The organism is Dechloromonas denitrificans (genome assembly GCF_001551835.1).
Classification (GTDB): domain Bacteria; phylum Pseudomonadota; class Gammaproteobacteria; order Burkholderiales; family Rhodocyclaceae; genus Azonexus; species Azonexus denitrificans.
This window is the reverse complement of record NZ_LODL01000005.1, coordinates 257,651-280,959: the sequence shown is the minus strand read 5'-3', so window position 1 is coordinate 280,959 and position 23,309 is coordinate 257,651. Positions and strand designations below refer to the sequence as shown.

General features: G+C 55.7%; 20 protein-coding genes and 2 pseudogenes. 4 read left to right on the top strand and 18 right to left on the bottom strand.

Annotated features, from left to right (window positions below):
- The 12 genes and pseudogenes from AT959_RS02280 to AT959_RS02235 form a co-directional block, all read right to left on the bottom strand.
- Positions 1–3,309: a VPA1269 family protein gene (locus AT959_RS02280; protein ID WP_157651181.1), complete on the bottom strand. Its 3,309-nt coding sequence runs from the start codon at positions 3,307–3,309 to the stop codon at positions 1–3.
- Positions 3,302–4,807, bottom strand: coding sequence for a site-specific integrase (locus AT959_RS02275; protein ID WP_083518157.1), 1,506 nt, complete (start codon positions 4,805–4,807; stop codon positions 3,302–3,304). Before AT959_RS02275 ends, AT959_RS02280 begins: the two co-directional genes overlap by 8 nt.
- A 1,038-nt stretch (positions 4,808–5,845) precedes the next feature.
- On the bottom strand, positions 5,846–6,163 hold the full coding sequence (locus AT959_RS02270) for a hypothetical protein (protein ID WP_066880113.1): 318 nt from the start codon (positions 6,161–6,163) through the stop codon (positions 5,846–5,848).
- 146 nt (positions 6,164–6,309) lie between these two features.
- On the bottom strand, positions 6,310–6,567 hold the full coding sequence (locus tag AT959_RS02265; RefSeq protein WP_066880111.1) for a hypothetical protein: 258 nt from the start codon (positions 6,565–6,567) through the stop codon (positions 6,310–6,312).
- Positions 6,568–7,056: 489 nt separating this feature from the next.
- Entirely contained in the window at positions 7,057–7,260 is a 204-nt protein-coding gene (locus tag AT959_RS21705) for a helix-turn-helix domain-containing protein (protein WP_240481685.1), read from the bottom strand.
- An 81-nt stretch (positions 7,261–7,341) separates the two neighbouring features.
- A pseudogene (locus AT959_RS21700) lies at positions 7,342–7,684 on the bottom strand (recombinase family protein); the annotation flags it as partial.
- Positions 7,678–8,139, bottom strand: a complete 462-nt coding sequence (locus AT959_RS02250; RefSeq protein WP_083518167.1) for an HAD domain-containing protein — start codon at positions 8,137–8,139, stop codon at positions 7,678–7,680. The pseudogene AT959_RS21700 and the gene AT959_RS02250, both read right to left, overlap by 7 nt.
- Before the next feature lie 482 nt (positions 8,140–8,621).
- On the bottom strand, positions 8,622–9,407 hold the full coding sequence (locus AT959_RS20860) for a M23 family metallopeptidase (protein ID WP_157651180.1): 786 nt from the start codon (positions 9,405–9,407) through the stop codon (positions 8,622–8,624).
- Positions 9,408–9,518: 111 nt separating this feature from the next.
- A complete protein-coding gene (locus AT959_RS21955; RefSeq protein ID WP_276203655.1) occupies positions 9,519–9,647 on the bottom strand; it encodes a hypothetical protein in 129 nt (42 codons plus the stop codon).
- A gap of 161 nt (positions 9,648–9,808) precedes the next feature.
- Positions 9,809–10,066: a hypothetical protein gene (locus tag AT959_RS02245; protein WP_066880105.1), complete on the bottom strand. Its 258-nt coding sequence runs from the start codon at positions 10,064–10,066 to the stop codon at positions 9,809–9,811.
- Positions 10,067–10,165: 99 nt separating this feature from the next.
- Positions 10,166–10,561 carry a Cu(I)-responsive transcriptional regulator gene (gene cueR / locus AT959_RS02240; RefSeq protein ID WP_066880103.1) on the bottom strand — a complete coding sequence of 132 codons (396 nt, stop codon included), beginning with the start codon at positions 10,559–10,561 and terminating at the stop codon, positions 10,166–10,168.
- Positions 10,562–10,580: 19 nt separating this feature from the next.
- Positions 10,581–12,989 (bottom strand): heavy metal translocating P-type ATPase, encoded by a 2,409-nt coding sequence (locus tag AT959_RS02235; protein WP_066880268.1) that lies wholly within the window; start codon positions 12,987–12,989, stop codon positions 10,581–10,583.
- A 172-nt stretch (positions 12,990–13,161) separates the two neighbouring features.
- Here AT959_RS02235 and AT959_RS02230 point away from each other — a divergent pair, with 172 nt between their 5' ends.
- Positions 13,162–13,368 carry a heavy-metal-associated domain-containing protein gene (locus tag AT959_RS02230; protein ID WP_066880101.1) on the top strand — a complete coding sequence of 69 codons (207 nt, stop codon included), beginning with the start codon at positions 13,162–13,164 and terminating at the stop codon, positions 13,366–13,368.
- Between the two features lie 85 nt (positions 13,369–13,453).
- Here AT959_RS02230 and AT959_RS02225 read toward each other — a convergent pair whose 3' ends face one another.
- From AT959_RS02225 to AT959_RS02215, 3 genes are read right to left on the bottom strand one after another with little or no spacing between them, the layout of a single operon-like run.
- The gene (locus AT959_RS02225; RefSeq protein ID WP_066880099.1) at positions 13,454–14,104 is read right to left on the bottom strand and encodes a methyltransferase family protein; all 651 of its coding nucleotides are present in this window, start codon (positions 14,102–14,104) and stop codon (positions 13,454–13,456) included.
- Positions 14,101–14,331 (bottom strand): DUF2933 domain-containing protein, encoded by a 231-nt coding sequence (locus tag AT959_RS02220; RefSeq protein WP_066880097.1) that lies wholly within the window; start codon positions 14,329–14,331, stop codon positions 14,101–14,103. The genes AT959_RS02225 and AT959_RS02220 overlap by 4 nt, the downstream gene beginning before the upstream one ends.
- Positions 14,332–14,348: 17 nt before the next feature.
- Positions 14,349–14,849, bottom strand: a complete 501-nt coding sequence (locus tag AT959_RS02215) for a YHS domain-containing protein (RefSeq protein WP_066880095.1) — start codon at positions 14,847–14,849, stop codon at positions 14,349–14,351.
- A 243-nt stretch (positions 14,850–15,092) separates the two neighbouring features.
- Here AT959_RS02215 and AT959_RS02210 point away from each other — a divergent pair, with 243 nt between their 5' ends.
- From AT959_RS02210 to AT959_RS02200, 3 genes and pseudogenes are all read left to right on the top strand, one after another.
- On the top strand, positions 15,093–16,343 hold the full coding sequence (locus AT959_RS02210) for a hypothetical protein (protein WP_066880093.1): 1,251 nt from the start codon (positions 15,093–15,095) through the stop codon (positions 16,341–16,343).
- A gap of 56 nt (positions 16,344–16,399) precedes the next feature.
- A pseudogene (locus AT959_RS02205) lies at positions 16,400–16,570 on the top strand (arsenical-resistance protein); the annotation flags it as partial.
- Positions 16,557–17,048, top strand: a complete 492-nt coding sequence (locus AT959_RS02200) for a GNAT family N-acetyltransferase (RefSeq protein ID WP_066880089.1) — start codon at positions 16,557–16,559, stop codon at positions 17,046–17,048. The pseudogene AT959_RS02205 and the gene AT959_RS02200, both read left to right, overlap by 14 nt.
- Positions 17,049–17,107: 59 nt before the next feature.
- Here AT959_RS02200 and AT959_RS02195 read toward each other — a convergent pair whose 3' ends face one another.
- The 3 genes from AT959_RS02195 to AT959_RS02185 all read right to left on the bottom strand — a co-directional run bounded on the left by AT959_RS02195 (position 17,108) and on the right by AT959_RS02185 (position 23,309).
- Positions 17,108–19,381 (bottom strand): heavy metal translocating P-type ATPase, encoded by a 2,274-nt coding sequence (locus AT959_RS02195; RefSeq protein ID WP_205629811.1) that lies wholly within the window; start codon positions 19,379–19,381, stop codon positions 17,108–17,110.
- A gap of 33 nt (positions 19,382–19,414) precedes the next feature.
- The gene (locus AT959_RS02190) at positions 19,415–19,969 is read right to left on the bottom strand and encodes an HD-GYP domain-containing protein (RefSeq protein ID WP_240481667.1); all 555 of its coding nucleotides are present in this window, start codon (positions 19,967–19,969) and stop codon (positions 19,415–19,417) included.
- A gap of 205 nt (positions 19,970–20,174) precedes the next feature.
- Positions 20,175–23,309, bottom strand: coding sequence for an efflux RND transporter permease subunit (locus tag AT959_RS02185; RefSeq protein ID WP_066880084.1), 3,135 nt, complete (start codon positions 23,307–23,309; stop codon positions 20,175–20,177).

The following is a 23,309-nucleotide window of genomic DNA, read 5'->3' as shown; positions in this document are numbered from 1 at the left end:
TTAAGCCTCGGCGAGGGGAATCATCTGCCGCGTATGCAACTGGCGAATGGAGTTTGTGGTCATTGCCGCCAACCCCTTGATGCCTTCATCAAGAGGTGGAATGCTTGCAAGCTTGATGTCCCCGGCCAACACTCTCGGCAGGTCTTGTGCCCTGACGTACTGGAGAAGCATAGAAGACAGGAGATTTGCGGCCTCATCCGCCATGGCAGCATCTAGTTGCAACATAAATTGAGGCAGGTCGTTCGCTTCGAGCAAGCGCGCCAGAATGAGATGCTTCTCCTGCATAGCTTCACGGTTTTTAAACCCTGGCAGGAAGTCCACCATCTGAGTAACGTGGTCAATCAGGATGAACTCGTTCGTCTCCAGCAAGGTCACTTTCAACTCTTCGGCGGAACTGGTGGTCAGAAGCGGGGCTGGCAGGTTACGGTCAGCAGCTAATTGCTGACGTGTTTTGACGTACTCATCGAGAAGGCTTGACGACTCCGTGGCGAATGCATACCTGGCCTGCCACTCCGTAATATCCAACATAATTTCCCGCTCAAGCGCCTCGATGCGGTTTCGCGTATGTGCCGCCTTCGACTTCAAGCCGGCATCTGTCTGGTCAATCAGCTGGTCGCGCGCATCGCCGAGTTCTTGCCCCTTTCGGCGAACTTGATAAATGAGGTTATTTACCTCTGCAACTTGTCCAAGAATGAACGCTGGCCCAGTCAGCCAGAATCGACACAAACCGCAACGACGACCGCCAGGCACTGCACCATAACGCTCGCCAGTTACATCGAGCTGCCCGCCCTCAGAACATGCGGTACCTGGGCAGATGCCATCACTGGAGATGGTCCACAAACCAGAGTGCTCTTTCATAGCTGCAAAGGCTACATCGCCATTCGCCGAGCGTCGGTCGCTATCCTTCGACAGCAAGAATGGAGAGAACTGTTCAACATTTGCCAAGAAGTCACTGCTACCGACGAAGTCCTCCTCAACTGCTGCCTTATCATGCGCTTTGGCAATGAACTCCCGCATTTTCCCAGGCGAGCTCTTGAGATACCACAAGGTCATCAATAGCGACGCATGTCCCGCCACAAACTGGGAAACCACCTCGAGTGGGACACCATTCTCAATCATGGCGCTGATGCCACTAATCCGCAGGGTGTGCAGGTCATACTTCCAAGCCAAGCCCTTACCGTTTGGTTTTGGCTCAGTTAGCTGAATGTCTACACCATACTTATTTTTGACCTTTTTCTCCGTTTCGGCCAGGACACGAACATAGGCTCGCGCAAGCCGACTGTAAGTCACGGGGCTCGTTTTATCTATAGTTGTAGGGTCGCGGAACAACGGTGCCACCCGGGGAGCATGCTGTATGTTCGCTTCAGAATACACATGGCGACCAAGAGCTGCCTCCGCGTATAGAACCGGTTTGGCAAGAGGAGGGAGGTAGCGAAGGCTCCATTCCCGTACTCGGACAAGGTGCTCGGCCAACACTGGCGGCAAGTATGGGACCTCATAGCCGGGCTTGTCCGATTTATACATAGCAGTCTTATTGGTGTTCACGAACAAACCACACCAAGTCTCCTGTCGTAATGTATCGTGCATCTGGCGAATGCACCCTTCTCGGCGCCCATTAATGACACCAACATGGTCGTTTTTAGCCATCTTTCCGGTTGTGTGGTCCAGCGTGAATTCATCCAGGAGGCCCGAATCCAACCATCGGGCTTGATGGCTACGCAAAGGCAATTCGAGCATCACCAGCAAGCAAACCGCGCTGCCAGGCCACCACTGACGTATAGTTTTGCCGTGCGCACGGTCGAAGACTGTTATCCAATCACGGGTCTGGTCCAAGCGAAAGAAAGCAAAATCGTCATCGGTGATGGTCTCGCGTAACTCCTTCAGCAACCACGAAGGCAATGCAGTCCGAAAGCTTTGGGCGTTACGCTCCCCGGTATCGAAGAAGTCCTGGCTGGTCACAGGGTTCACATACGCATTAGCTTCGGCCATTCGCCCTTCGGCATGCAGCCAATCTCGCACCCAGTCAAAGAACTCTTTCAGGTAGCCCAGAAACAGGTTCTTTCGCCTGGCATCTCTATCCCACTCCGCCAAGGCCTGCATAAACGTGGCTTTATTGCGCAAAGTTACGTCATGAATATGTAGCCGACGCTCTACACGCTCTGGTGATAACGGTGGGGTCGGCAGCGTGGATAGGAAATCGCAGAAGAAATTCAATCCAGTGATGAGGCTTTGCTTTGAGGCAGACGAGGTTCGTTGGCTGACAAAGCGTGCAAGTGTGGCTGTCCAAATATGAAACTCAGGTCTAGCAACCACCAACCATTCGAAAGAGCCATCGAGCTTGAGAATCTCTTTCCGGTTATGGTGTGGTTTCTGGGCTATAGGCTGGGAGGGGTGTGCATGGTTCCAGATAGTCCGCAGTGCACGCCCTAGCTTTAACTCCCAACGAGAATCACCAGCCAACCGACCACCATCCCGGCCGGCAGTCTCAGCCCATGTTGCGCACATGGCCTCGAGCTCCTCAATAAGCGGGGCAGACATGTCGCTGAGTTCAGTCATCGAACTGACCAATATTGCCCCACAGCCAAATCTCTCAACCGGGCTCATGTGGTCCAGGCGCTCATCATCAAGATGCCCCCTAAACTCATTCAAGAGGCCTGCCATTTCGCCGGTGTAAGCTGGATTTAGCGCAGCGCTCCACTTGGTTTGATTAGACCAATTTACAAAGGCGGTGGCGAACAGTAGCCAACCTTTTGCTCGAAGCATAAGAAGCAACTCTGCATACCGGGAAACCACGCGCCGCTGCTCCCCGGTCTTGGCAGCTATCGGGTAGCTTGAGATGTGTCGAACAAATGCCTGAACATCCCCTGTATTCAGGAAATCTTGCCGTATGTTTTGAGTATAGGTATGAATCAACCCAGGTGCACTAGCCATCTCAACCAGCTCTTCATAGCTATTCGGCATGCACTGCCGAAGCCGCGCTCGCTGCTCTTCAACAGACAGCTTGCGCAACTCTTCGCCAACGCCTCGAACTCTCGAGTATCCAAGGCGACGTGCGACGGCTGATGTTGATAGGTTCCGGAGTGAGGAGTTAAGCGCAGGCCGGAATCCTTTTATCGAGGTTTCATCCAGAAGTGCGGACCACTCCTCCCAGGCCTCCTGAATACGAATGCGCTCATGTTCACGCAGCACAGCCTCAAACTCAGCATGCGAGGGAACATGCAGCCAGACGAATTCCGTGGGATGGGTGTTAAGCGAAATCTGACGCTTCGTCACAGGGGATTCAAAGACCTTCAGGCCAAACTCACTCATGTTCACCACCTTCATCTGACAGCAAGCGCTGTTTGTTCTGCAAAAACGCCGGCATGGCCTCTGCCATCCGCTGATGGGCCTGAGCCAATTCTGAGCGCATGACGGCGCTATCTATGGTGTAGTAGACCTCGGTTGAGGATAGTTGGGCGTGGTGCATCATTTTCTGCACCCGCTCCTTTGAAAGCCTCAGCCAAGTAGCCGTGTAGTAGCCGTAGAAATGCCTTCCTCCATGCGGATTAATACCATCAGATGGAACCGGAAGGTCTGCACGGTCTGCACATCGGTAAAACTGCTTTGTCAGCCCGGAGAGCTTCAGCGGCTCGCCGAAGGCATCACCTCGTTGCGCCACGAAGTAATAAGGATGTTCGTCTGCCACCCCGAGCCGAACTGTGCGCATGTACTCCTTGTGCAGTTCCAGGAAGAGCCTTCCCATGCTGGGGTTACTCCAGTACACAATGCTTTCCTCCCGGCGCGCGTCATCCATCAGCATTCCTTTCCAGCCAGCGTGGAGCGGATGCCGGTGAGGCAACTGGGTACGGGGAATGGTGTTGTACTTATCAAGAAGAAAGGAGGCACGATTACCGTTGCGACGCCTTCCAGTGGCGTCGACCCAATCAATTTGCCCGTCTTCCGGATGCGCAATAACTACGCGGGCTGTGCCATCGTCGGCATTTATCGAGATGTCCCGCGTGAAGATGTGCATCAGTTCGGAGATGCGTAGCCCACCGAAAAACAGCAGTAGCCAGCACAACCGGTCGCGTACTGAACGACCTTGGGCAATGAAGTTAAGGACGTGCACGGGCGGGAAATATTTAACTGACTTAGTCCGCTTAAACTTTCTCCGCTTAGGCCGGAAGGAAGGTTTTCGCAATTTCCCGCGCCCTTCCTCGGTCGCACCGTATGCGTGAAATAGCAGGTCCCACTTCTTTCTGGCTGAAGCCTGAGCCAGCCAAAGGTTGAACTCTTTCCCGGATAGCTGACTCAGCAGAATTTCTTCTACTGGATTGGCTTCGACGTGCCCGAAGTTAGTGGCGCAAAACGAGGAGAAATCGGTAATGTGCCTTAAATCATTATGAGCCGTGGTCACCTTGACAGGAGACCACCCAAGACTCGGACAGCCATTGCGGCGCGCTTCATAGAACTGCATAACCAAGAGCGCCATCCCCCGCCCATCTAGCGATGGAGCCCCCTTCTCCAGCACGTAATAGTCGTAGAACAGCCCGATAGATTTCGCATGCTTTATTAGCGTAGCCGGCTCAGTCCCTACGAACAGCAGATTGCGAAGGAATGATGCCGCAAAGACAGCCACCTCCCCATCAGCAAGGAACAGCAAAGGAAGTGCAACACCTAGCCGCCCCTCAATCGGGACATCAACAACCGCATGAGCGGTACGATGTGGAGAAGGCAATTTAGGTACGACTTCGGGAACGGGCTGCCTCGTCCGGCGGGAAGCCCAAGTCGGCAAAAACGTTGCCGTCCTCAGGCGTGACATGCCCATGCATGACGCCGTCAAAGTCGAGAAACAGCACCGGGGGCAAGTTTATGCCCCTGCTGTAGCTGCAAATTTGACTTGTTGCGCTGCCGCAATGCTTAAAACAAGACTGTCCATGCTACCGCTCCTCATCAATAGAATTGCCGCGCCAATTAAAATCAATGATAAACTATAGCATAACCACATTAAATCAAATAGTTAGGCTTGACATATCGGCGAAATTGAGGTATAAAAACCATTGAGCGAGAGGGAGTAAATAGCATCGCTGATGCCTTTATTCGGGGGCATCTAGGGTCGGTCGAGGTCTGCGGTAAACGGTACTGCTCGTATTGTGCCCTCGCTTGGTACCAAATTTGCCACATTGTCTCGAGGCACACGGGGTAGCGAATTTCTTCGGGGTTAACGTTGGCGGAAAACATCGCGAATACGATGCCGAGTTCGGCAGCATCTTGCAAAGCTCGTGTTCCAGAAGCAGGTATCGGTGGTGTTGGCCGAATGGGCTGGATTGAAAACGAAGTGCTTGAAGAGGCACCCAGCGTATCTTTAGCAGACGAAGCTACTGGCCATTGTGCCAAGCAACATCATTTTGCTTGGTATCGACCCGTTCGGCATTGATTACCTGGCCGATGGATTCCGTGGCCGTTCAGTATTCGAGGGCTAAGCCTTCAGAGGAATACCGCTAATCCTATTCATAGTGGTCAAGTATCAGTCGTGTACGCAAAGCAGGTATTTTTTGGCTTGCGTGAGCAAGGGATAACGCGAATTCCCCAAATTGCGAGCAGACCGGAAAGTCCTATCAGGCTATTGGTTTTCGGGGTGGCAGCGTCTCGCTGCATCTGATGCCGCTGTGCTCCATATTTTCGGCGGCCAGATACAATATCTGCATATGAGCACAGCGCTACTCAAAACGCAGTGACTTGGCCAACACCACGCCCCAGAAGCTGGCCGCAGAATGGGCTTCCGACTTGGAAGTGTCCGCCGGCGACATATGCCAGTATTTCCGAGAGGCGGGCTACACGTCACGTTGACTGCTGGGCCGCGGGATTAGGCGTCAAGCCAGCAAACCCAAGTTTGTGCAAAGTCCTCAATCTTAGCGATGCATGGCTGCTCGATGCGCTCAATACCGGATAACACCAGGCGCTCTCTCGTTACCTCCAATAGTTGCGCATCCAACAGGCAGGGCACCAATAAAGGGTTGCCTTTCTCAGTGCTCCGCACCTTGGCCACTCTCGTATAGCGGTTCAGAACCTCGTCGCGCTCTTCATGTACGGTCAAATCCCCTAGTTGCGCCTCTTTGAAGGCGAACTGATATCGAGGAATGGGCCAGCCCCGTTCGCGAAGCCGATGGAGGCGGATGAGCATTGTAATAACTGTACATCCATACAGTTATTGTGACAATGGATTTTGGCGTATCAGCCGTAACAGACATACTAGCAATAGCGTTTATCGTGGCAGAACCAACGAACCGCTTCCAAGTATGAAAGCGTTAAGTTTCGGCCGCTCAACGACTAGTCCCGGCCCTCGTCAATCATGGCCTTGAGCTCATCTTGGCTGATGCCCCCGGGCGCACTGGCCATGAGTTCTTGCATCTGCCGAACTGCCGCCGCATCTCCGTAGCCTATAAGCTCCAGGCCAACCGGCACCATATTTTCCCAAGCTCGGATGTCGTCATGGTCCAGATTACCGAGCACGGCCCGCTCGGCTCGCCGCGTACTTGAAACGAGTCGAGCTAAGGTCGGCCTTGGGCGCTTCTTGGCTTCTTTCATGACTGCTTTCCTGAGCTGCTGGCTGTCCGTATGCCCGAGAGGCTCCGAGCTGCCTCAGTTGCATTAGCTGTATCGGCGTCAGCAACTACCTTGGCCGCAATGGCGTCATGCATGGCGGCGATTGATACCGGCCTGGCCGGTTTGCGCACAATCCCTCGCAGTTTATTGACGGACTCGAGAACCTTATCAGACATCTGAACTTCGAGGTCATCGGGTGGTATGTCGGCCACAGCGGTTGGCTGAGCGTGGCCAACAACTTCCAGCCCCACTGGCAGTAGGTTGTCCCAGTCTCGGTTTATCGGGAGGCCCTCAGGCATCTCAGCCAATAGCTGCGCTAGGCTGCCGGGTTTGTTTTTTGTGAGTCGTCGATTGGACTTAGCTACATACGTTACCGCTGAGCGTATTGCTCTATTCGCATGCCGAGTGCTTGAGACGAGTTGAGTCAGAATTGGCGGCGTCCGTGTTTTTGCTTTTTTCATATGGGCCCCCTCAGCTAACGGTATTCGCAGCCCTGTCAAAATCTGAGTCGATGCCAACATTTGGCATCTTAGTCAGCATGTCGGCCAGGCTGCTGGCCGGCTTGATGGACCGATATAGCGTGGCCCGCCCGACGCCGAGGTTCTTGGCCACTTCCGTCGCCGGCGTACCAGCCTCAAGCAGCGCCCTGGCCGCTGCAATCTTCGAGGCGTCCATAACCGTCTTCCTCCCACCCGTGCGGCCGCGTGCTTTGGCCGCAGCCAGGCCGGCCTTGGTTCGCTCCTTGATGAGCTCACGTTCCATCTGAGCCATTGCTTCCATTACATGCAAAAAGAACCGGCCGCTCGCCGTCGACGTGTCGATGCCGTCGGTCAAGCTCTTGAACTGTATGTCCCTTGCCTGTAGTTCTTCGACAAGGTCGACCAGCCCTTTGACGGTGCGGCCCAGGCGGTCGAGTTTCCACACGACAAGTGTCACCAGGGCGGATGTACTTGAATGCCTCCTCGAGGCCAGGGCGGTGCTTTGCTGCGCCCGAGACTTGGTCGGTACAGACTTGATTGCAGCCGGCGGCATTGAGAGCGTCCAGTTGGAGGTTGAGGTTTTGGTCGCCTGTAGAGACGCGAGCATAGCCAATCAGCACGACGCTTCCTTTGCGAGATAGCACTGGAGTTGTCTTTGGACCCTTGGATTGCTGAGCCCGGTTGCTGAGTCACAAGCAATATAGCGGGGGTCAGTTTGGCTGGCTTCAATAACGGTGGGGTGGTCATCGAGTGCAACCCACGATGCCAGGCCACGTCGTTCTGCGTCTATTTGAATCTCATTTGCTCGAGACGTTTCGATGACTTCGACTACACCGACAAATCGAGAAGCAAGGCTGGGTCGGAGCAGCTGCTTTAGCGCATCGTCGTCGAAAAGCCTTCGCCAATCAGACGAAACAACGATGCGAACCGTGGGATAGGGCTCGAGTAGTGTCTCGAGAATTGGCAGCCAAAGAAATAGATTCGGGTTGTCGAGGAGTCGGAAGCCGTCGTCCACGGCTGCTTCACCGAGGCGGTGTGTAACACCATCAAAATCCAGATACAAATGTAGAGCCATGTCGTATCCCAACCCATCTCGAAAACTATAGCTGCAGTCTAGCAAATGAGACATGATTTTGAGACACAAAAACCCCATTTATGAGGGACTAGTCCACGGTCTTCTGGGCTGTCTCGAAATTGAACGTTTGAGAGACAAAGACCTGACCGGTTGGTATCCAGCAAATTCCGGCCATTGACGGTGGCAACATGGACTTCAGCACCCGGCCACAACCGGCCAGTCGAGCCTGCTATCCAATTTCTATAGTTCAGACGCCGTTCGCCCCTGGCGAATGGCTGGTATTCGGCGAGCGAATTTGGGCACTCACTGCCTCGACCCGGCCAATTCCGGCCTTGCGGAGTTGGCACGAGATTCATTTTGGATGTCCCCTAATACGCCGTTAACTGACGCTGGGCACATGCCTCCACCGACCTTCCAATGCGCTCCGAATGATGACAGAAGAGGTTTCGTGGAAGGTTGGCAATTTGTAATTTGGCCGATTACTATCTGCTGCAAGCAACGGGCCACACCGAGTTACTGGCCGTTGGTAGCAACATGTCCTCCGGTCCAATGACCGACACCGCAATTTGTTTTGGCTCTTCTGATGCGCTATGAGCAATCTGAGGATTGGCAATACCGCTGATGTAGAAAATCATCGGGTCATCGAGTTTTCCATCTCGAGCTTTAACAACCGATTGATACTTCCCGCCCATTCTGAACTCTGGACTGGGACCGTATACGGTCGTTAATGGGGAAGTTCCCGTTTCGCCCGATACTGCAATCACTTCACCTACTGTTGTTCTACTACCAATTTCGATGGAGGGAATATCCTGCAACCGCTGATATTTTACGAATGTCCAAAACGGGTGCCCTGTGTCTTCTGGGGCCAGACGCAACCAGAGGAAGGCGCCATCCGCGTTCGGAGTTTTTCCTTTTGCAATGACCTCCCCAACAGCAATCGCACGCAACGGTGTCCCTGGCGGCGTCATTAGACTTAGAGCACGACTATCTGAAGGCGAGCCGTAGTACGCAGTGGGTGACGAACAACGATAGCCGTCTGGAAATTTGGGCTCGAGCTTTGTCGGCTCAAAAAATTCATACCGATGACCATCATCACCCAGTATTGGCGGCATATAGGGCACCGAACTAGCGCCACCGCCCATGCTACCGCCGCCCATTCCCCCTCCCGTTCCCCCTCCCATTCCTCCGCCACCTCTTGCAATAGCAGGCATTGAGCTCACAAGAAGTAAGGCAGAAAGCAAAGCGGCGCAGGGAAAACGAGAAAGCATGGCACACCTCGCAAATCTGTAAATTATGATTTACTAATATTACGAGTTCGCTTCGAAGCTGGCAATGGCCGAGGCGTACTGGCTAGGGGCCTTTGAAGAGATATGAATAACTCAGTCGTTTTTGACGAGAATGGCTTTAACCGGGTCAATTGGACCTACGTCGTGCCAGTGTTCGCTTTTCTTTTCAACTGGCGGTAATTCTTGGCAGCCATGATTGCATTCAACAATCCAGCGCTTCATCAAGAAATTTCGACAGAACCTGAAACTTATTGCCCTATGGTCACAGCCGACGGCCTCCGCAAGCATTTTGCAGGCGCAAAGGTTTCCATGGCGCGTGGTGTCGAAATCTAGCATTTGAAATGCTAGGCGGCTCCGAAGAGCCGCCCGTTCCGTAGCACGAACTACTTCATATCTCGTGGATGGTAGTGCTTTGACATGTCCTTGGCGGGACTCGTCTTGGCCGGGTCGGCAGGCTGTACGCTCTGAGGAACCCCCGTCTTCTCCTGAACATGGGAGTGCGGCTTCGCAGCTTGAGCGGGAGCGGCTTTTTCAACCTTCATTTCAGTGGCCGGAGCAGCCTTTTCTTCGGCGTATGCACTGGCGGAAAACGCCGTAATAGCAGCCAGAGTAGAAGCGGAAATCAGGGCTTGCAGTTTCATGGTCTTACTCCTCAAAAGTCGAATTCGTTGTCTTCTTTAGACGATTCCAGTGTGCGCCTTCGAAACCGTCAGACAGGTGACGAATAGATTACTTTTAAGTCAGGCTTCCTTTCCTGCAAGGCTCTCCAGGATTGGGCAATCTGGACGTTCGTCGCCATGGCAGCAACTGACGAGGTGCGCCAAAGCATGCTTCATCGATTGCAGTTCCTCCAGCTTCCTGTCCAGGCAGTCCAGATGCTGCTTGGCTAATGCCTTCACCTCACGACTTGGGCGTGACCGGTCCTGCCAGAGGCTAACCAGGCCTCGAATCTCCTCAATCGAGAACCCGAGGTCACGCGAACGTCGGATGAATTGCAGAGTTCGTAGGTCTTTTTCGCCATACTGACGATAGCCAGCATCCGTTCGGCTTGCAGGGGGCAACAATCCGACGCTCTCGTAATGCCGAATCATCTTGGCTGACACACCTGATGCCTTGGCTGCATCACCGATATTCATCTCGCGCTCCTCTCAATGCTCATTTAGTTGCAGCTCCCCGCCAGCGGCGAAGAAGCAACGCATTGGTGACCACACTAACACTGCTAAATGCCATCGCAGCACCGGCCACCACCGGACTAAGCATGCCCAAGGCTGCAAGTGGGATGCCAAGCACGTTGTAGGCAAATGCCCAGAATAGGCCCTGTTTGATTTTGCTGTAGGTCCGACGCGAAACATCAAAGGCGTCTACAACCAACCGTGGGTCTCCCCGCATTAGGGTAATACCCGCTGCCTCCATGGCCACGTCCGTACCCGTCGACATGCTCAGTCCAACATCGGCGGCCACCAAGCTGGGCGCGTCATTGAGTCCATCGCCCACCATGGCGACTACGTGCCCATGGTCCCGAAGCTCCTGGATGATGGTTGCCTTGTCTCCGGGCAGTAATTCAGCGCGCACCTCATCTATGCCCAGTTCTCTTGCCACAACATGGGCACTTCCCTGGTTGTCCCCGGTCAGCATGACGGTTTTGATACCCAATTTACGCAGCCGGCCTATTGCCAGATAAGAGGATGGCTTGATGGTGTCGCCGAAGGCGAGAAGCCCGACTAATTCAGATGAGGTATCGCGCTGGCGTAGAAGCCACGATATGGTCTTCCCTTCGCTTTCTAGCGCAGCGGCGCGGATGCCCAATTGTCCCGGATTAACCCCGTGTTCCTGCATCAATCGGGTGCTTCCCAGGAGCATCAACTGCCCATCCACCCGAGCTTGAATGCCTCGCCCGGGCAACGCTTTGGCATCACTGACCTCCGATACGGCAATGTTGAGTTCGCGGACCTTCTCCAGAACGGCATGGGCCAATGGGTGCTCGCTGGCTTTCTGAAGCCCCCCTGCAATCCGCAGCACGTCTTCGGTCGAGATGCCAGGCGCGGGCTCGATGCTGACCAGAGATGGCTTGCCTTCGGTGAGCGTGCCTGTTTTGTCGAAGGCCACCGCGGTGACAGAGTGCGCGATTTCAAGTGCCTCAGCATCCTTGATGAGAATGCCCTGGCGAGCTGCAACCCCCGTACCGGCCATGATAGCCGTTGGTGTAGCCAAACCCAGGGCGCAAGGGCACGCGATAACGAGGACGGCGACTGCGTTGATTAAAGCCTCTTCCCAGTTCCCCGAGTATGCCATCCAGCCAGCAAAGGTGAGGAGTGCAACAACCAATACCACGGGGACGAATACAGCACTTACTTGGTCCACAATACGCTGGATAGGTGCCTTGGCTGCCTGGGCAGATTCAACCATGCGAATGATGCGAGCGAGCGTTGTCTCGGCGCCGACCGCGCCCGTTCGTACGTGCAACAGGCCTTCACCGTTGACTGACCCACCGCTCACCTTATCGCCAACACTCTTTGATACGGGCAGGCTCTCGCCGGTGATAAGCGCTTCATCGGCATGGCTTTGCCCGCTCACGACTTCGCCATCCACCGAGATTCGTTCGCCGGGACGGACCACGACAAGGTCGCCAATCGCAATCTGCTCAACCGACATTGAAACTTCATGGCCGTCGACCAGCACACGCGCAATAGAGGGGCGGATGGCGTTTAGCGCCCGGATGGCATCGGCTGTCTGTCGTTTCGCCCGAGCCTCCAACCACTTTCCCAGCAGGACCAGTGTGATGACGGCTGCCGAAGCTTCGAAGTAGAGATGGTGAGCATGACCTCCTCCGCCCTGAATAAGCTGATAGACCGAGAGGCCATATGCCGCGCTCGTACCCAGGCATACGAGCAAGTCCATGTTGCCAGCGCGTGCCTTGACCGCCTTCCACCCGGCCCGATAGAAGCGCCAGCCCAGCCAGAACTGAACCAGTGTCGCCAACGCCAGTTGCACCCAGCCATCGGGCATTAAATCGAACCCGACGATTTGGAGCAGCATCGGAGCCACCAGAGGGAGTGTCAGTAATGCGCTTGCGGCAACGGGCCACCATTCAGGGATTTGCTTATGAGCAGCCTCCTGCTGTGTTGCTGACACCGGCTTCGCGCTGTAACCCGCTTTGCCGATGGCCGCCGCCAACGTGGCAAACGTAACGCCGGATAGCGCCGCAACTGTGGCTTTTTCTGTCGCCAGGTTCACCGAGGCACTCAGTACCCCTGGCACTTTGGACAAGGCTTTTTCGACGCGGCCGACACAAGAGTCACAACTCATACCGTCAATCTGTAGCTCAACAGATTGCGTCATCACGTCGTATCCGGCCTTTCGAACGGCTTCGGCCAGGTCACCAGCAGGGACTTCGGGCATCGTTTTCAAAGATGCCTCCTCTGTCGCCAGATTTACGCTGACTTCAGTCACGCCGGTGAGGTGCTTTAGCGCCTTCTCGACACGGGATACACAGGATGCACAGTTCATCCCAACAATACCAAGTCTTAATTCGAGAGCAGAACTAGAAACAGACGAGGGAACCATTTGAATCTCCTTTTGGATTACCAATAAACCCATGATGGACCTTCCAGCCGTGGGAAGGTCAAGGAGCTTTGTGCGATTATTTTGAGGATATTTATTCGCTTGACCTTGCCATTATGGGAAGGCCCAGAGTGGTGATTGCCGAGGTACGGCACCACCCACAAGGAAAAACACCATGATTACTTTTCACGTAAACGACATGACATGCGGCCACTGCGCTGGTCTCATCAACAAAGCATTGAAAGCCATTGACGACGAGTCCAAGGTGACTGTCGACCTTGAGCGCCGCTTAGTTTCGGTCGTTTCGACTCAATCCACTATCGAAGACATCCGAGATGCAATCGCGGAAGCGGGATATACGCCAACCTCCGTCGAGTTGTAGTCACTAACTGTCCCGACTGGCACGGCGTATTCGTCGGTTACACCGGCCAGGAAGGCTTTCGGTTAGAGCGCTGCGCGGGCTGATGCTAGGCGCTTCGCTGATGCCCCTTCCCTCTCGGCCACCAAGCCGGTACATGTTCCATATATTGCCTGTAGCGCTCCCCGAACTCGGCCAGAGCACTTTTTTCTTCTTGATGGGCCAAGCGTAAATAGGTCACCACAAGAATCGGGAACAACAAGACAGTGATGATGGTTGGCCATTGCATCAGGAAACCAAACATGACCAGGATAAAGGCTGCATATTGAGGATGCCTGATTCGGCCGTAGGGTCCCGTGCTCGCCAGCTCTCCGCTGCGCTGGGCGTTATACAGCACCGGCCATGCCTTGGAGAGGAGCCAGAAGCCGCCCAGGATGAACACATTCGAAAGGATGTGGAATGGCCCGAAGTGCGGATTAACCTTCCAGCCCAACAACATTTCGGGCAGGTGGCCAGCATCGTGGGACAACCAATTGATGCCTGGGAATTTCTCGGTCAGCCAGCCTGACAACAAGTAGATGGTCAGCGGGAAACCATACATCTCGGTGAACAATGCCACGACAAACGCCGAGAACAACCCGAGTGTTCGCCAGTCCCGCCTGGACTGTGGTTTGAAGAAACTGGCTGCGAAGAGGATGAAGAACAGCGAGTTGATGATGACCAGTGACCAAAGGCCATAGTCGCTTGTATCGGTCGTCATTTCTTGTCTCCCTCATCGTGCCCGTGGTGACCATGTCCGTGGTGCATGAACAGGTGCATCAACGGGCAGGCCAACAGAAGCAGATACGGAAGCGCACCCAGAAAGTGAGCCCGGTGCTCGGTCAGCAGGTAAAAGAGCGCAATAGCAGCGAATACCCACCAGGCAATGTTTGAGCGCTTTGCGTGTTGTTTCTCGGGCGCGTCGTTACGGGTTTCAATACTGTTCATGATGCATCCTCCTGGATTTAACGAACCCGAATGGGTGGCCTACTGCAACATGGGGATGGCTGGCTTGCCAGATTCTCGAGCTCGTTATGCTCAACAAAGCTCCACAGGCTGCGCCTCAATCCATGCAACCAACCCTTCAGTGGCAGCCCAGCATCCTTCATTGCCGCCTCGAGCTGGTTCAGGCTGACCAGCCGCAAGTCGTAGTCAATGTCTGCATAGCCGTCACCGATGAGGACGTTGCTCACGCCACGGACTTCGCTAAGACAAATTCCTGCCACCTCGCGGATAGCCTCCGGAACCGAGGCAACCCTCAGCCTGTGATGCTTGGGTATCGGATGTAGCTCATCAATCCGCTGAGGTGCGCTGAAGAACACTGCTGCCTCGGAGAAGCGTTCCTGGCAGTGCGCGGAGCAAAAGTGGTATGTGACATTCCGGTAGGTCAGCTGATGGATTGCCATCGAGGTGTCCAGCTTTGTCAGGCAGACCGGGTCAATGCTTTGCGGGTTATGGAGGTTCATCTCAACTACCTCTTGTGGCTGGGGAGTCCTTTGCCCTTCCGGGCGGCTACAACGCTCCTCCCCTTAGTTTCAAGTCTGCGCTGTTGATACTGTCGAAGAGATGACTTCGAGATTACAAGTTGGTCAGTATTCCCATGCTTCTCGCCCAGTTTCTATACAAATAAGAGATTCAGCCCTGAGTCACATTGACCTCCCTCTGCCCCACTGGTAAAACCAGCCCACCTACCTGCCAAAACCGATGTCATGAAACAACACCTGCAACCCACCGCTGAAACCTATAAAGCTGACCCTGAGTCGGTATACAACACCTGGTTTGTCAGCAATGAAGAGCGCCTCAAGGCTTTTCGGAGCATTCGTCGCGGTGTCGCCACGGTGGTCGATGACATCAAGCACGGGCGCTTTCCCAACGACTTCAAAGGCTCTTCCCTGGAGTTTGTCCTCGGGTGCATTTCGGAACAAAAGCAGGTGTTCGAAGGGGCTGCCCATCCGTTCTACTGGAAGCCCAAACTTCGAATTCCCGATATTTACGAGAACGAGGTCAACAAGCAGGCGTTTGGCGAATTCCTTTACGCGTGCCTGGAGACCATGGATGTCCGTGCCCTAGAAAAAGAGGTGCTCAAGCTCTCCGCCAAAGGCATCAAGGGCCTGGGGCCATCGGTTGGCAATATCCTCTACTTCCTGCATCCCACGCTGTTCCCGCCCTTCAACACCGCGATGCTGAACGGCTTCAACGCCTTGTTCCAGACGAAGAAGAAACTGGGCTCCTGGGAGAGCTATCTCGAGATGCGGGAGACCATTATCGAAGCCAATTCGGCCATCGGCATTCTTTCGAAGGACCTCGGCGCTTTCAGCGGGATGCTGTTTGAAATTGGTGTTGGTCGTCTGGGATGCAATGGTGCGGACACCCTCAATGCCGAACACGAGAAGGTCGAATTGGTCAGGCGCAAGCGCCACACCCAAGTACAGCAGGATTTGGCAGAAGAGCGGCTCCACACCAAGGTCCAGCACCAACTTTGCGAACTCGGGCGGGCGCTTGGATATGACACATTGGTCGCCCGAAACGACCGCAGTGCCGTGTATCAAGGCAGCCCCCTCGGCTACCGTTGCCTCGACAAACTACCTAATCTTGGGTTGCCTGCTGACGTGCACTCCACCGCCGAGTTGATTGATGTCCTGTGGCTCCACAAGGGAGAGGCGAAGATTGCCTGTGCGTTTGAAGTTGAGAAAAGCACGTCCATCTATTCCGGCATTCTCCGGCTGACCGACATGGCACTTTCTCTTCCCGGGAGGGAAGACCACCTTTACCTGGTTGCCCCTTCAAAACGTGAGAAGGAAATCATCGACCAGCTCAAGCGCCCCATGTTTCAGCGGCCAGATGATTTCTCCATCGGGTACATACTGTTCGAAGAACTGGATAAGCACTTTGAGTCCCTCTGCAAGCTCGGTGACGACCATCAGATTCTCAACAAGGTAGCCTGTCGCTGTGCTGCGTGACGCCCACGGACCAGGACATCGACCTAGTGCTCAGCCTCTGCGACAATGCCAAGGAGATTTGTGTTTCCAACTTCTTCGAACTCGCAGTTGCGGCAGCCATCAGCCTGTTTGGGTTTGAATCTGAAGCAACCCAGGCCATTGTTGTCGGCGTCCTCATTCAGGTGCCGGTGATGCTGCTGGTGGTTAAGGTGGTGAACGCATCCAAACCTTGGTATGAACGCGCCTGAAGTTTTGATTCGGTTGGCAAAGACGGGGGACCTCGAGGCAATCCGTCAGCTCCTGAGCAATTGCCAACTTCCGACCAGCGACCTCTCAAAGGGAAAGCTGGAGTGCTTTTTTGTCGCTATCCAGGAAGGCAAGGTCCTCGGGGTTAGTGGGCTTGAGCGCTCAGGCGACGAAGCCTTGCTCCGCTCGGTTGCAGTTCTGCCAAGCGAGCGAGGCACAGGGCTCGGGAAGCGCTTGGTCTTCGCGTGCCGGGAGCTCGCCAAGGCGTGGGGCCTTCAGGCAATTTATTTGATTCCCAACGATGCGGATGCCCATGCTTTCTTTCTCCACCTTGGATGCACCGAAGTCTCCCGTGCGGTAGTTCCCGAGGCGCTGCGCATACTTTCCGAATTTACTCACCTGTGTCCGCAGACGCACCCGTGTCTGCGGATGGCGCTATCCACTTTTCAGGCGAATGGACCGGAGGGGTACGAGCGCTAGGGTGCCTTTAGCGCAGGAGAAATAGAACTCAATTTTGGGAAATCAGACCAAAAATGAAATCAAGCGCCCTTTAATCGAAGTGAATTTCCGACCACGCTGACCGATGACAGACTCATTGCGGCCGCGGCAATCATCGGAGACAGGACCAGGCCGAAGAACGGGTAAAGCAGGCCAGCCGCAATAGGGATGCCAAGAGCGTTGTAGGCGAACGCAAACCAGAGGTTCTGGCGCATGTTGCGCACCGTGGCCCTGGATATGGCTTGGGCGCGGGCAATTCCACGCAAGTCCCCTTTGACCAGGGTGACCTGGGCGCTGTTCATGGCGACATCGGTCCCGGTCCCCATGGCAACGCCGACATCAGCGCGAGCCAGGGCTGGAGCATCGTTAATGCCATCACCGGCCATGGCGACCACCCGCCCTTCAGACTGGAGTCGCTCGACGAGTGCCAACTTGTCGGCCGGCTTTACTTCGCCATGGACTTCGTCAATGCCCAGTCGCTGGCCGACCGCCTTGGCAGTCAGTTCCCCGTCGCCCGTCGCCATCACCACGCGAATGCCTGCATCTTTAAGCATTTTGAGCGCTTCAGGCGTGCTCGCCTTAATCGGGTCGGAGACGGCCAACAAGCCTACCAGCAAGCCATTGGCGGCCAGATACATCACACTGGCACCTGTCCGCCGGAGTTCTTCCGCCTGGCCGACAAGGGGGCTCAGGTCGATGTTCTCCTGAACCATGAGGGTCGAATTTCCCAAGGAAAGTCGACGGCCGCCAACTTGTCCGTGCACCCCGATGCCGCTTGAGGATTCGAAGTTCTCCGCCTTCTCGAGGGTCAGGTTCTTTTCCTTGGCGGCACGGACAATGGCATCGGCCAAAGGATGCTCACTTCCCAGGTCCAGACTTGCCGCCAGGCGCAAGACTTCATCGCCTGTTATACCGGTGACGGGGATGACCTGCTCAAATGCAGGGTGGCCCTCAGTCAGCGTTCCGGTCTTGTCGACGATGATGGTGTCGATTTCCCGCATGCGCTCGATGGCCGCAGCATCCCGGAAGAGAATGCCCTGGGTGGCGGCCTTCCCGGTGGCCACCATGATGGCCATCGGCGTCGCCAGGCCCAGCGCGCACGGGCAGGCAATGATGAGTACCGAGACGGCGCTGATGATGCCAAAGAGCCAGCCGCGCTCACCACCGAAGAATCCCCAACCGAGGAGACTCAAGAGCGCGATTGAGACCACGGCAACAACAAAGTAGCCGGCCACGACGTCAGCCAGGCGCTGCATCGGAGCCTTCGAACGCTGCGCCTGGGCCACCATCTGGATGATTTGGGCCAGCACGGTGTGAGACCCCACGCTCTCGGACCGAATAACCAGGCTGCCCGAGCCATTCAGGGTTGCGCCAATCACCTTGTCCTGAGCTTCCTTGCTCACCGGGATTGGTTCGCCAGTCAGCATTGACTCATCGACCGTGCTTCGGCCCTCGACTACTGAACCATCGACTGGAACCTTTTCCCCCGGCCTCACGCGCAGCAGGTCGCCGACATGGACATGATTCAACGGCACATCCTCCTCAGAGCCGTCGGCATTGATGCGCCTGGCCGTTTTGGGGGCCAGGCCGAGCAAGGACTTGATAGCGGCCGAGGTTTGGGAGCGAGCACTAAGCTCCAGCATTTGCCCCAGGAGAGTCAGCGAAATAATGACCGCTGCCGCCTCGAAATAAACGCCGATACGCCCGTGCGACTCAAAGGATGCGGGAAACAGTCCCGGAGCCAAGGCGGCCACGAGGCTGTAAAGAAACGCGGCGCCCGTGCCGATGCTGATGAGCGTCCACATGTTGGGGCTACGGGTGACAAGGGACTTCCAGCCGCGGACAAAGAATGGCGCACCCGCCCAGAGAACCACGGGGGCACTGAGTACCAGTTCAAGCCAGGTCCGGTTTGCAGCGGAGAGACTCTCAAAGTAGTGACCGGCCATAGCCAGCACAGTCACGACCACACTCAAAGGCAAACTTCCCCAGAAGCGGCGACGGAAATCCAGATATTCCGAGTTGTCCTCGCTGGCTTCAATGTCGGGAACCATCGGTTCCAGGGCCATGCCACATTTTGGGCAATCGCCCGGCCCGAATTGGCGAACCTCCGGGTGCATCGGGCAGGTGTATTCCCGTTGCTGTTCTTCTTCTGACACTGGTTCGGGCTCTGGTTTCGGGGCCAGGTAGCGCGCCGGGTCTGCTTCAAATTTTGCCTTGCACTTCGCACTGCAAAACCGGTGGGTCACACCCTCCAGGACGGTTTCATGGGGGGATTCTGGCTTGACCGTCATCCCGCATACGGGGTCAATGAACATGGTCGTCATCCTTCATCTTGTTGTTGCGTGGAGCTACACCGATTGTGGCTGGCCGCATTTGAGTGCAACCATATCCCTCAAGACTTTTTCTTCGGCCAAAAAGAGGTCCACGGCCACCGGGTCAAATTGGCTTCCAGACATCTTCAAAATTTCCTCTTTCGCCTTCTCGAACTCGAGGCCACGGCGATAGGAGCGGTCAGATGTCATGGCATCCAGGGTATCAATCACTGCGAACAGCCTGGACCCCACTGATATTTCTTCGCCCTTCAGTCCATGTGGATACCCAGTGCCATCAAAGCGCTCTTCATGGCTTCGAACTACTGCGGCAGCTCGTTCGAGGCCGGGCAATTGACTGACGATTGAGTAGCCCAACTCAACATGGGTGCGCATGGTGAGCCATTCGTCGTTCGTCAATGCGTCGGTTTTCAGAAGAATGTGCTCGGGAATACCAATTTTCCCAATGTCGTGAAGCAAGGCGCCCCAGTAGATTTGGCGAAGCTCTTCGGCATCAGTGATGATTCTTCGGGCCAGAACCAGCGTGTGGCAGGCACTTCGCCGGGAGTGCAGCCCTGTCTCCAGTTCTCGCATGTCCAGTGTGCGGACAAGGGCCTCAACGAACCCAGAGTACAACCCTGCCAAGTCGAGTGTCGGCTTCTGACCGATACACCGGTCCAGCAGGCAACCCTCGCAACAATGGCAGTGGTCCTCCTTGAGGTACAGTCTATCCTTATCGCTACTTCCGCAGTGGGCGCAGGTTGGAGAAGCTGTACCAAGGCTAGTCATGACGCGCTCTTCAAGATTCCAGCTGCCGGGTAAGACGCCACTGCTTTACCAAGGCGTAGATAGCCGGAATAACCGCCAAAGTCAGAACCGTGGAGGAAATCATCCCACCGACCATCGGTGCTGCAATCCGGCTCATCACTTCGGACCCCGTCCCGGTACCCCACATGATGGGCAGCAAGCCCGCCATAATGGCCACCACGGTCATCATCTTGGGACGTACCCGTTCCACGGCACCTTCCATGATGGCTTCGTAGAGGTCACCCACACTGGGCTCCTTCCCTTCAGCCTGGCGCTTGGCCTTGAGCGCTTCCCAAGCATGGTCGAGGTAAATCAGCATCACGACCCCCGTTTCGGCAGCCACACCGGCCAGGGCGATGAAGCCCACCGCGACGGCGACCGAAAGGTTGTAGCCTAGTAGCCACATCAGCCAGACACCGCCCACCAAAGCGAACGGCACCGACAGCATGACAATGATGGTCTCAGTCAGGCGCCTGAAGTTGAGGTAGAGCAGCAGGAAGATGATGAGCAGCGTGACCGGCACAACAATCTTCATCTTCTCGATGGCGCGTTCCATTGACTCGAACTGACCGCTCCAGGTCGCGTAGTAGCCCGGTGGGAACTTGACCTTTGCGGCGACCGCCTTCTTGGCGTCAGCCACGTAGCCGCCGATGTCACGTTCCCGGATGTCCACAAAAATATAGGCGGAGAGCAGCGCATTTTCGGTCCGAATGCCCGGTGTCCCTTTTGCCACCTCTATCTTCGCCAACTGCCCCAGCGGAATCATCGCGCCATCCATGGTCGGCACCAGTACCTGCTGGGCAATCTGTTGCGGGTCTGAGCGAAGTTCGCGCGGGTAACGCACGGTCACCCCAAAACGCTCACGGCCTTCGACAGTCGTGGTCACCATCTCACCACCCAACGCCTGCCCAATGACCTCCTGGACGTCGCCAACCGCCAGGCCGTAACGGGCCAGTTGGGTACGGTCCGGTTCGATGTTCAGGTAATAACCGCCGGTAATCCGCTCGGCAAATGCTGATGTGGTTCCTGGCACGTCCTTCACCACCGTCTCGATTTCCCGGGCCAGGCGCTCCATCTCGGTGAGGTCCTTGCCGAACACCTTGATGCCGATGGGGGTCCGGATGCCGGTGGAAAGCATGTCGATACGAGCCTTGATAGGCATCGTCCAGGCGTTCGATACCCCCGGGAACTGCAACGCCTTGTCCATCTCGGCAATGAGCTTGTCGGTCGTCAATCCCGGGCGCCATTCAGACTCCGGCTTGAGGTTGATGACGGTCTCGAACATCTCGGTCGGTGCCGGGTCGGTGGCCGTATTGGCCCGGCCCGCCTTGCCATACACCGAGGCGACTTCCGGGAAGCTCTTGATGATTTTGTTCTGCGTTTGCAGCAGTTCGGCGGCCTTGGTAATCGACATCCCGGGCAGAGAGGCCGGCATGTAGAACAAGGTGCCTTCGTTCAAGGTGGGCATGAACTCCGAGCCCAACTGGCTGGCCGGATAGATGGAGATGACAAGCGCAAGGATGGCGGCCACGATGGTGGTTTTCTTCCAGCGCATGACCCAGGCGATGATGGGTCGGTAGACCCAGATGAGGAAGCGATTCACCGGGTTCTTGCCCTCGGGCATGATTTTGCCGCGAATGAACAGCATCATCAGGACCGGCACCAATGTGACGGAGAGCAGCGCTGCGCCAGCCATCGAGAAAGTCTTGGTGTAGGCCAGCGGCGAGAACAGTCGGCCCTCCTGGTCTTCCAGCGTGAATACCGGCAGGAATGATACGGTGATGATGAGGAGCGAGAAGAACAGTGCCGGACCGACCTCCTTGCAGGCGGCAATCATGGCTTCCGTCCGGTCGGCGTGCGTGTGGTTCTCCGGTAGGCGCTCGATATGCTTGTGGGCGTTCTCAATCATTACAATGGCCGCATCAATCATCGCACCGATGGCGATGGCGATGCCGCCCAAGCTCATCAGGTTCGAGTTCATGCCGAGAAGGCGCATGGCGATGAAGGAAATCAGGACGCCAACCGGCAGCATCAGAATGGCCACCAGCGCGCTGCGCAAGTGGAGGAGAAATACGACGCAGACCAGGGCCACGATGATGCTTTCCTCAACCAGCGTCCGCTTCAGGGTGTCAATGGCCCGGTGAATCAACTCAGAGCGGTCATAGACCGACTCGATGGTTACCCCTTCGGGGAGACCCGCCGAGATTTCGCCGATTTTCTCCTTGAGGTTGTGGATTACCTCAAGTGCGTTCTGGCCGTAGCGGGCCATGGCAATGCCCGAAACCACTTCGCCTTCACCATTGAGTTCGGTCAGGCCACGGCGTTCATCGGGCGCCAGTTCGACGCGGGCGATGTCCCGTATAAGAACCGGTGTGCCCTTTTCTGCCTTGACGACGAGGTTTTCGATGTCGCCTATGCCGCGCAAGTATCCCTTGCCACGGACCATGTACTCGGTTTCTGCCATCTCGATAACACGGCCACCGACGTCCCGGTTTGAGTCACGAATGACTTGAGAGACCTTGGCTAGCGGAATGCCGTAGGAACGAAGCTTAACGGGGTCGACGGTGACCTGGTAGGTCTGGACGAAGCCACCAATCGACGCCACTTCGGCAACGCCATGTGCTTTGGTCAACTGATAACGCACATACCAGTCTTGCAAGGTGCGCAGTTCAGCCAGCGTTTTGTCCTTGGCCAAAACGACATATTGATAGACCCAGCCCACACCTGTCGCATCCGGCCCTATCTGCGGCGTGACGCCCTTGGGCATGCGTCCGGCGGCAAAGTTGAGGTATTCCAGAACACGCGAACGCGCCCAGTAGATGTCCGTGCCGTCCTCGAAAATGATATAGACGAAGGACGCGCCGAAGAACGAGAAGCCGCGGACCACCTTAGATTTTGGCACGGACAACATCGAGGTTGTCAGCGGGTAAGTTACCTGGTCTTCGACGACTTGAGGTGCCTGGCCGGGGTACTCGGTATAGACGATAACCTGGACGTCGGAGAGGTCAGGAAGTGCATCAAGTGGCGTTCGCATGACCGCCACGACGCCGGCCACGATGATGAACAAGGTGGCGAGCAGGACCAGGAAGCGGTTACGTCCTGACCATTCAATGATTTTGGCCAACAT

Bases quoted from the DNA above. Each gene is read 5' to 3' on its own strand.
- AT959_RS02280 (WP_157651181.1), bottom strand. From the start codon at position 3,309: ATGAGTGAGTTTGGCCTGAAGGTCTTTGAATCCCCTGTGACGAAGCGT.
- AT959_RS02275 (WP_083518157.1), bottom strand. From the start codon at position 4,807: ATGGGCATGTCACGCCTGAGGACGGCAACGTTTTTGCCGACTTGGGCT.
- AT959_RS02270 (WP_066880113.1), bottom strand. From the start codon at position 6,163: ATGCTCATCCGCCTCCATCGGCTTCGCGAACGGGGCTGGCCCATTCCT.
- AT959_RS02265 (WP_066880111.1), bottom strand. From the start codon at position 6,567: ATGAAAGAAGCCAAGAAGCGCCCAAGGCCGACCTTAGCTCGACTCGTT.
- AT959_RS21705 (WP_240481685.1), bottom strand. From the start codon at position 7,260: ATGGACGCCTCGAAGATTGCAGCGGCCAGGGCGCTGCTTGAGGCTGGT.
- AT959_RS02250 (WP_083518167.1), bottom strand. From the start codon at position 8,139: ATGGCTCTACATTTGTATCTGGATTTTGATGGTGTTACACACCGCCTC.
- AT959_RS20860 (WP_157651180.1), bottom strand. From the start codon at position 9,407: ATGCTTTCTCGTTTTCCCTGCGCCGCTTTGCTTTCTGCCTTACTTCTT.
- AT959_RS21955 (WP_276203655.1), bottom strand. From the start codon at position 9,647: ATGAAGCGCTGGATTGTTGAATGCAATCATGGCTGCCAAGAATTACCG.
- AT959_RS02245 (WP_066880105.1), bottom strand. From the start codon at position 10,066: ATGAAACTGCAAGCCCTGATTTCCGCTTCTACTCTGGCTGCTATTACG.
- cueR (WP_066880103.1), bottom strand. From the start codon at position 10,561: ATGAATATCGGTGATGCAGCCAAGGCATCAGGTGTGTCAGCCAAGATG.
- AT959_RS02235 (WP_066880268.1), bottom strand. From the start codon at position 12,989: ATGGTTCCCTCGTCTGTTTCTAGTTCTGCTCTCGAATTAAGACTTGGT.
- AT959_RS02230 (WP_066880101.1), top strand. From the start codon at position 13,162: ATGATTACTTTTCACGTAAACGACATGACATGCGGCCACTGCGCTGGT.
- AT959_RS02225 (WP_066880099.1), bottom strand. From the start codon at position 14,104: ATGACGACCGATACAAGCGACTATGGCCTTTGGTCACTGGTCATCATC.
- AT959_RS02220 (WP_066880097.1), bottom strand. From the start codon at position 14,331: ATGAACAGTATTGAAACCCGTAACGACGCGCCCGAGAAACAACACGCA.
- AT959_RS02215 (WP_066880095.1), bottom strand. From the start codon at position 14,849: ATGAACCTCCATAACCCGCAAAGCATTGACCCGGTCTGCCTGACAAAG.
- AT959_RS02210 (WP_066880093.1), top strand. From the start codon at position 15,093: ATGAAACAACACCTGCAACCCACCGCTGAAACCTATAAAGCTGACCCT.
- AT959_RS02200 (WP_066880089.1), top strand. From the start codon at position 16,557: ATGAACGCGCCTGAAGTTTTGATTCGGTTGGCAAAGACGGGGGACCTC.
- AT959_RS02195 (WP_205629811.1), bottom strand. From the start codon at position 19,381: ATGTTCATTGACCCCGTATGCGGGATGACGGTCAAGCCAGAATCCCCC.
- AT959_RS02190 (WP_240481667.1), bottom strand. From the start codon at position 19,969: ATGCGAGAACTGGAGACAGGGCTGCACTCCCGGCGAAGTGCCTGCCAC.
- AT959_RS02185 (WP_066880084.1), bottom strand. From the start codon at position 23,309: ATGTTGGCCAAAATCATTGAATGGTCAGGACGTAACCGCTTCCTGGTC.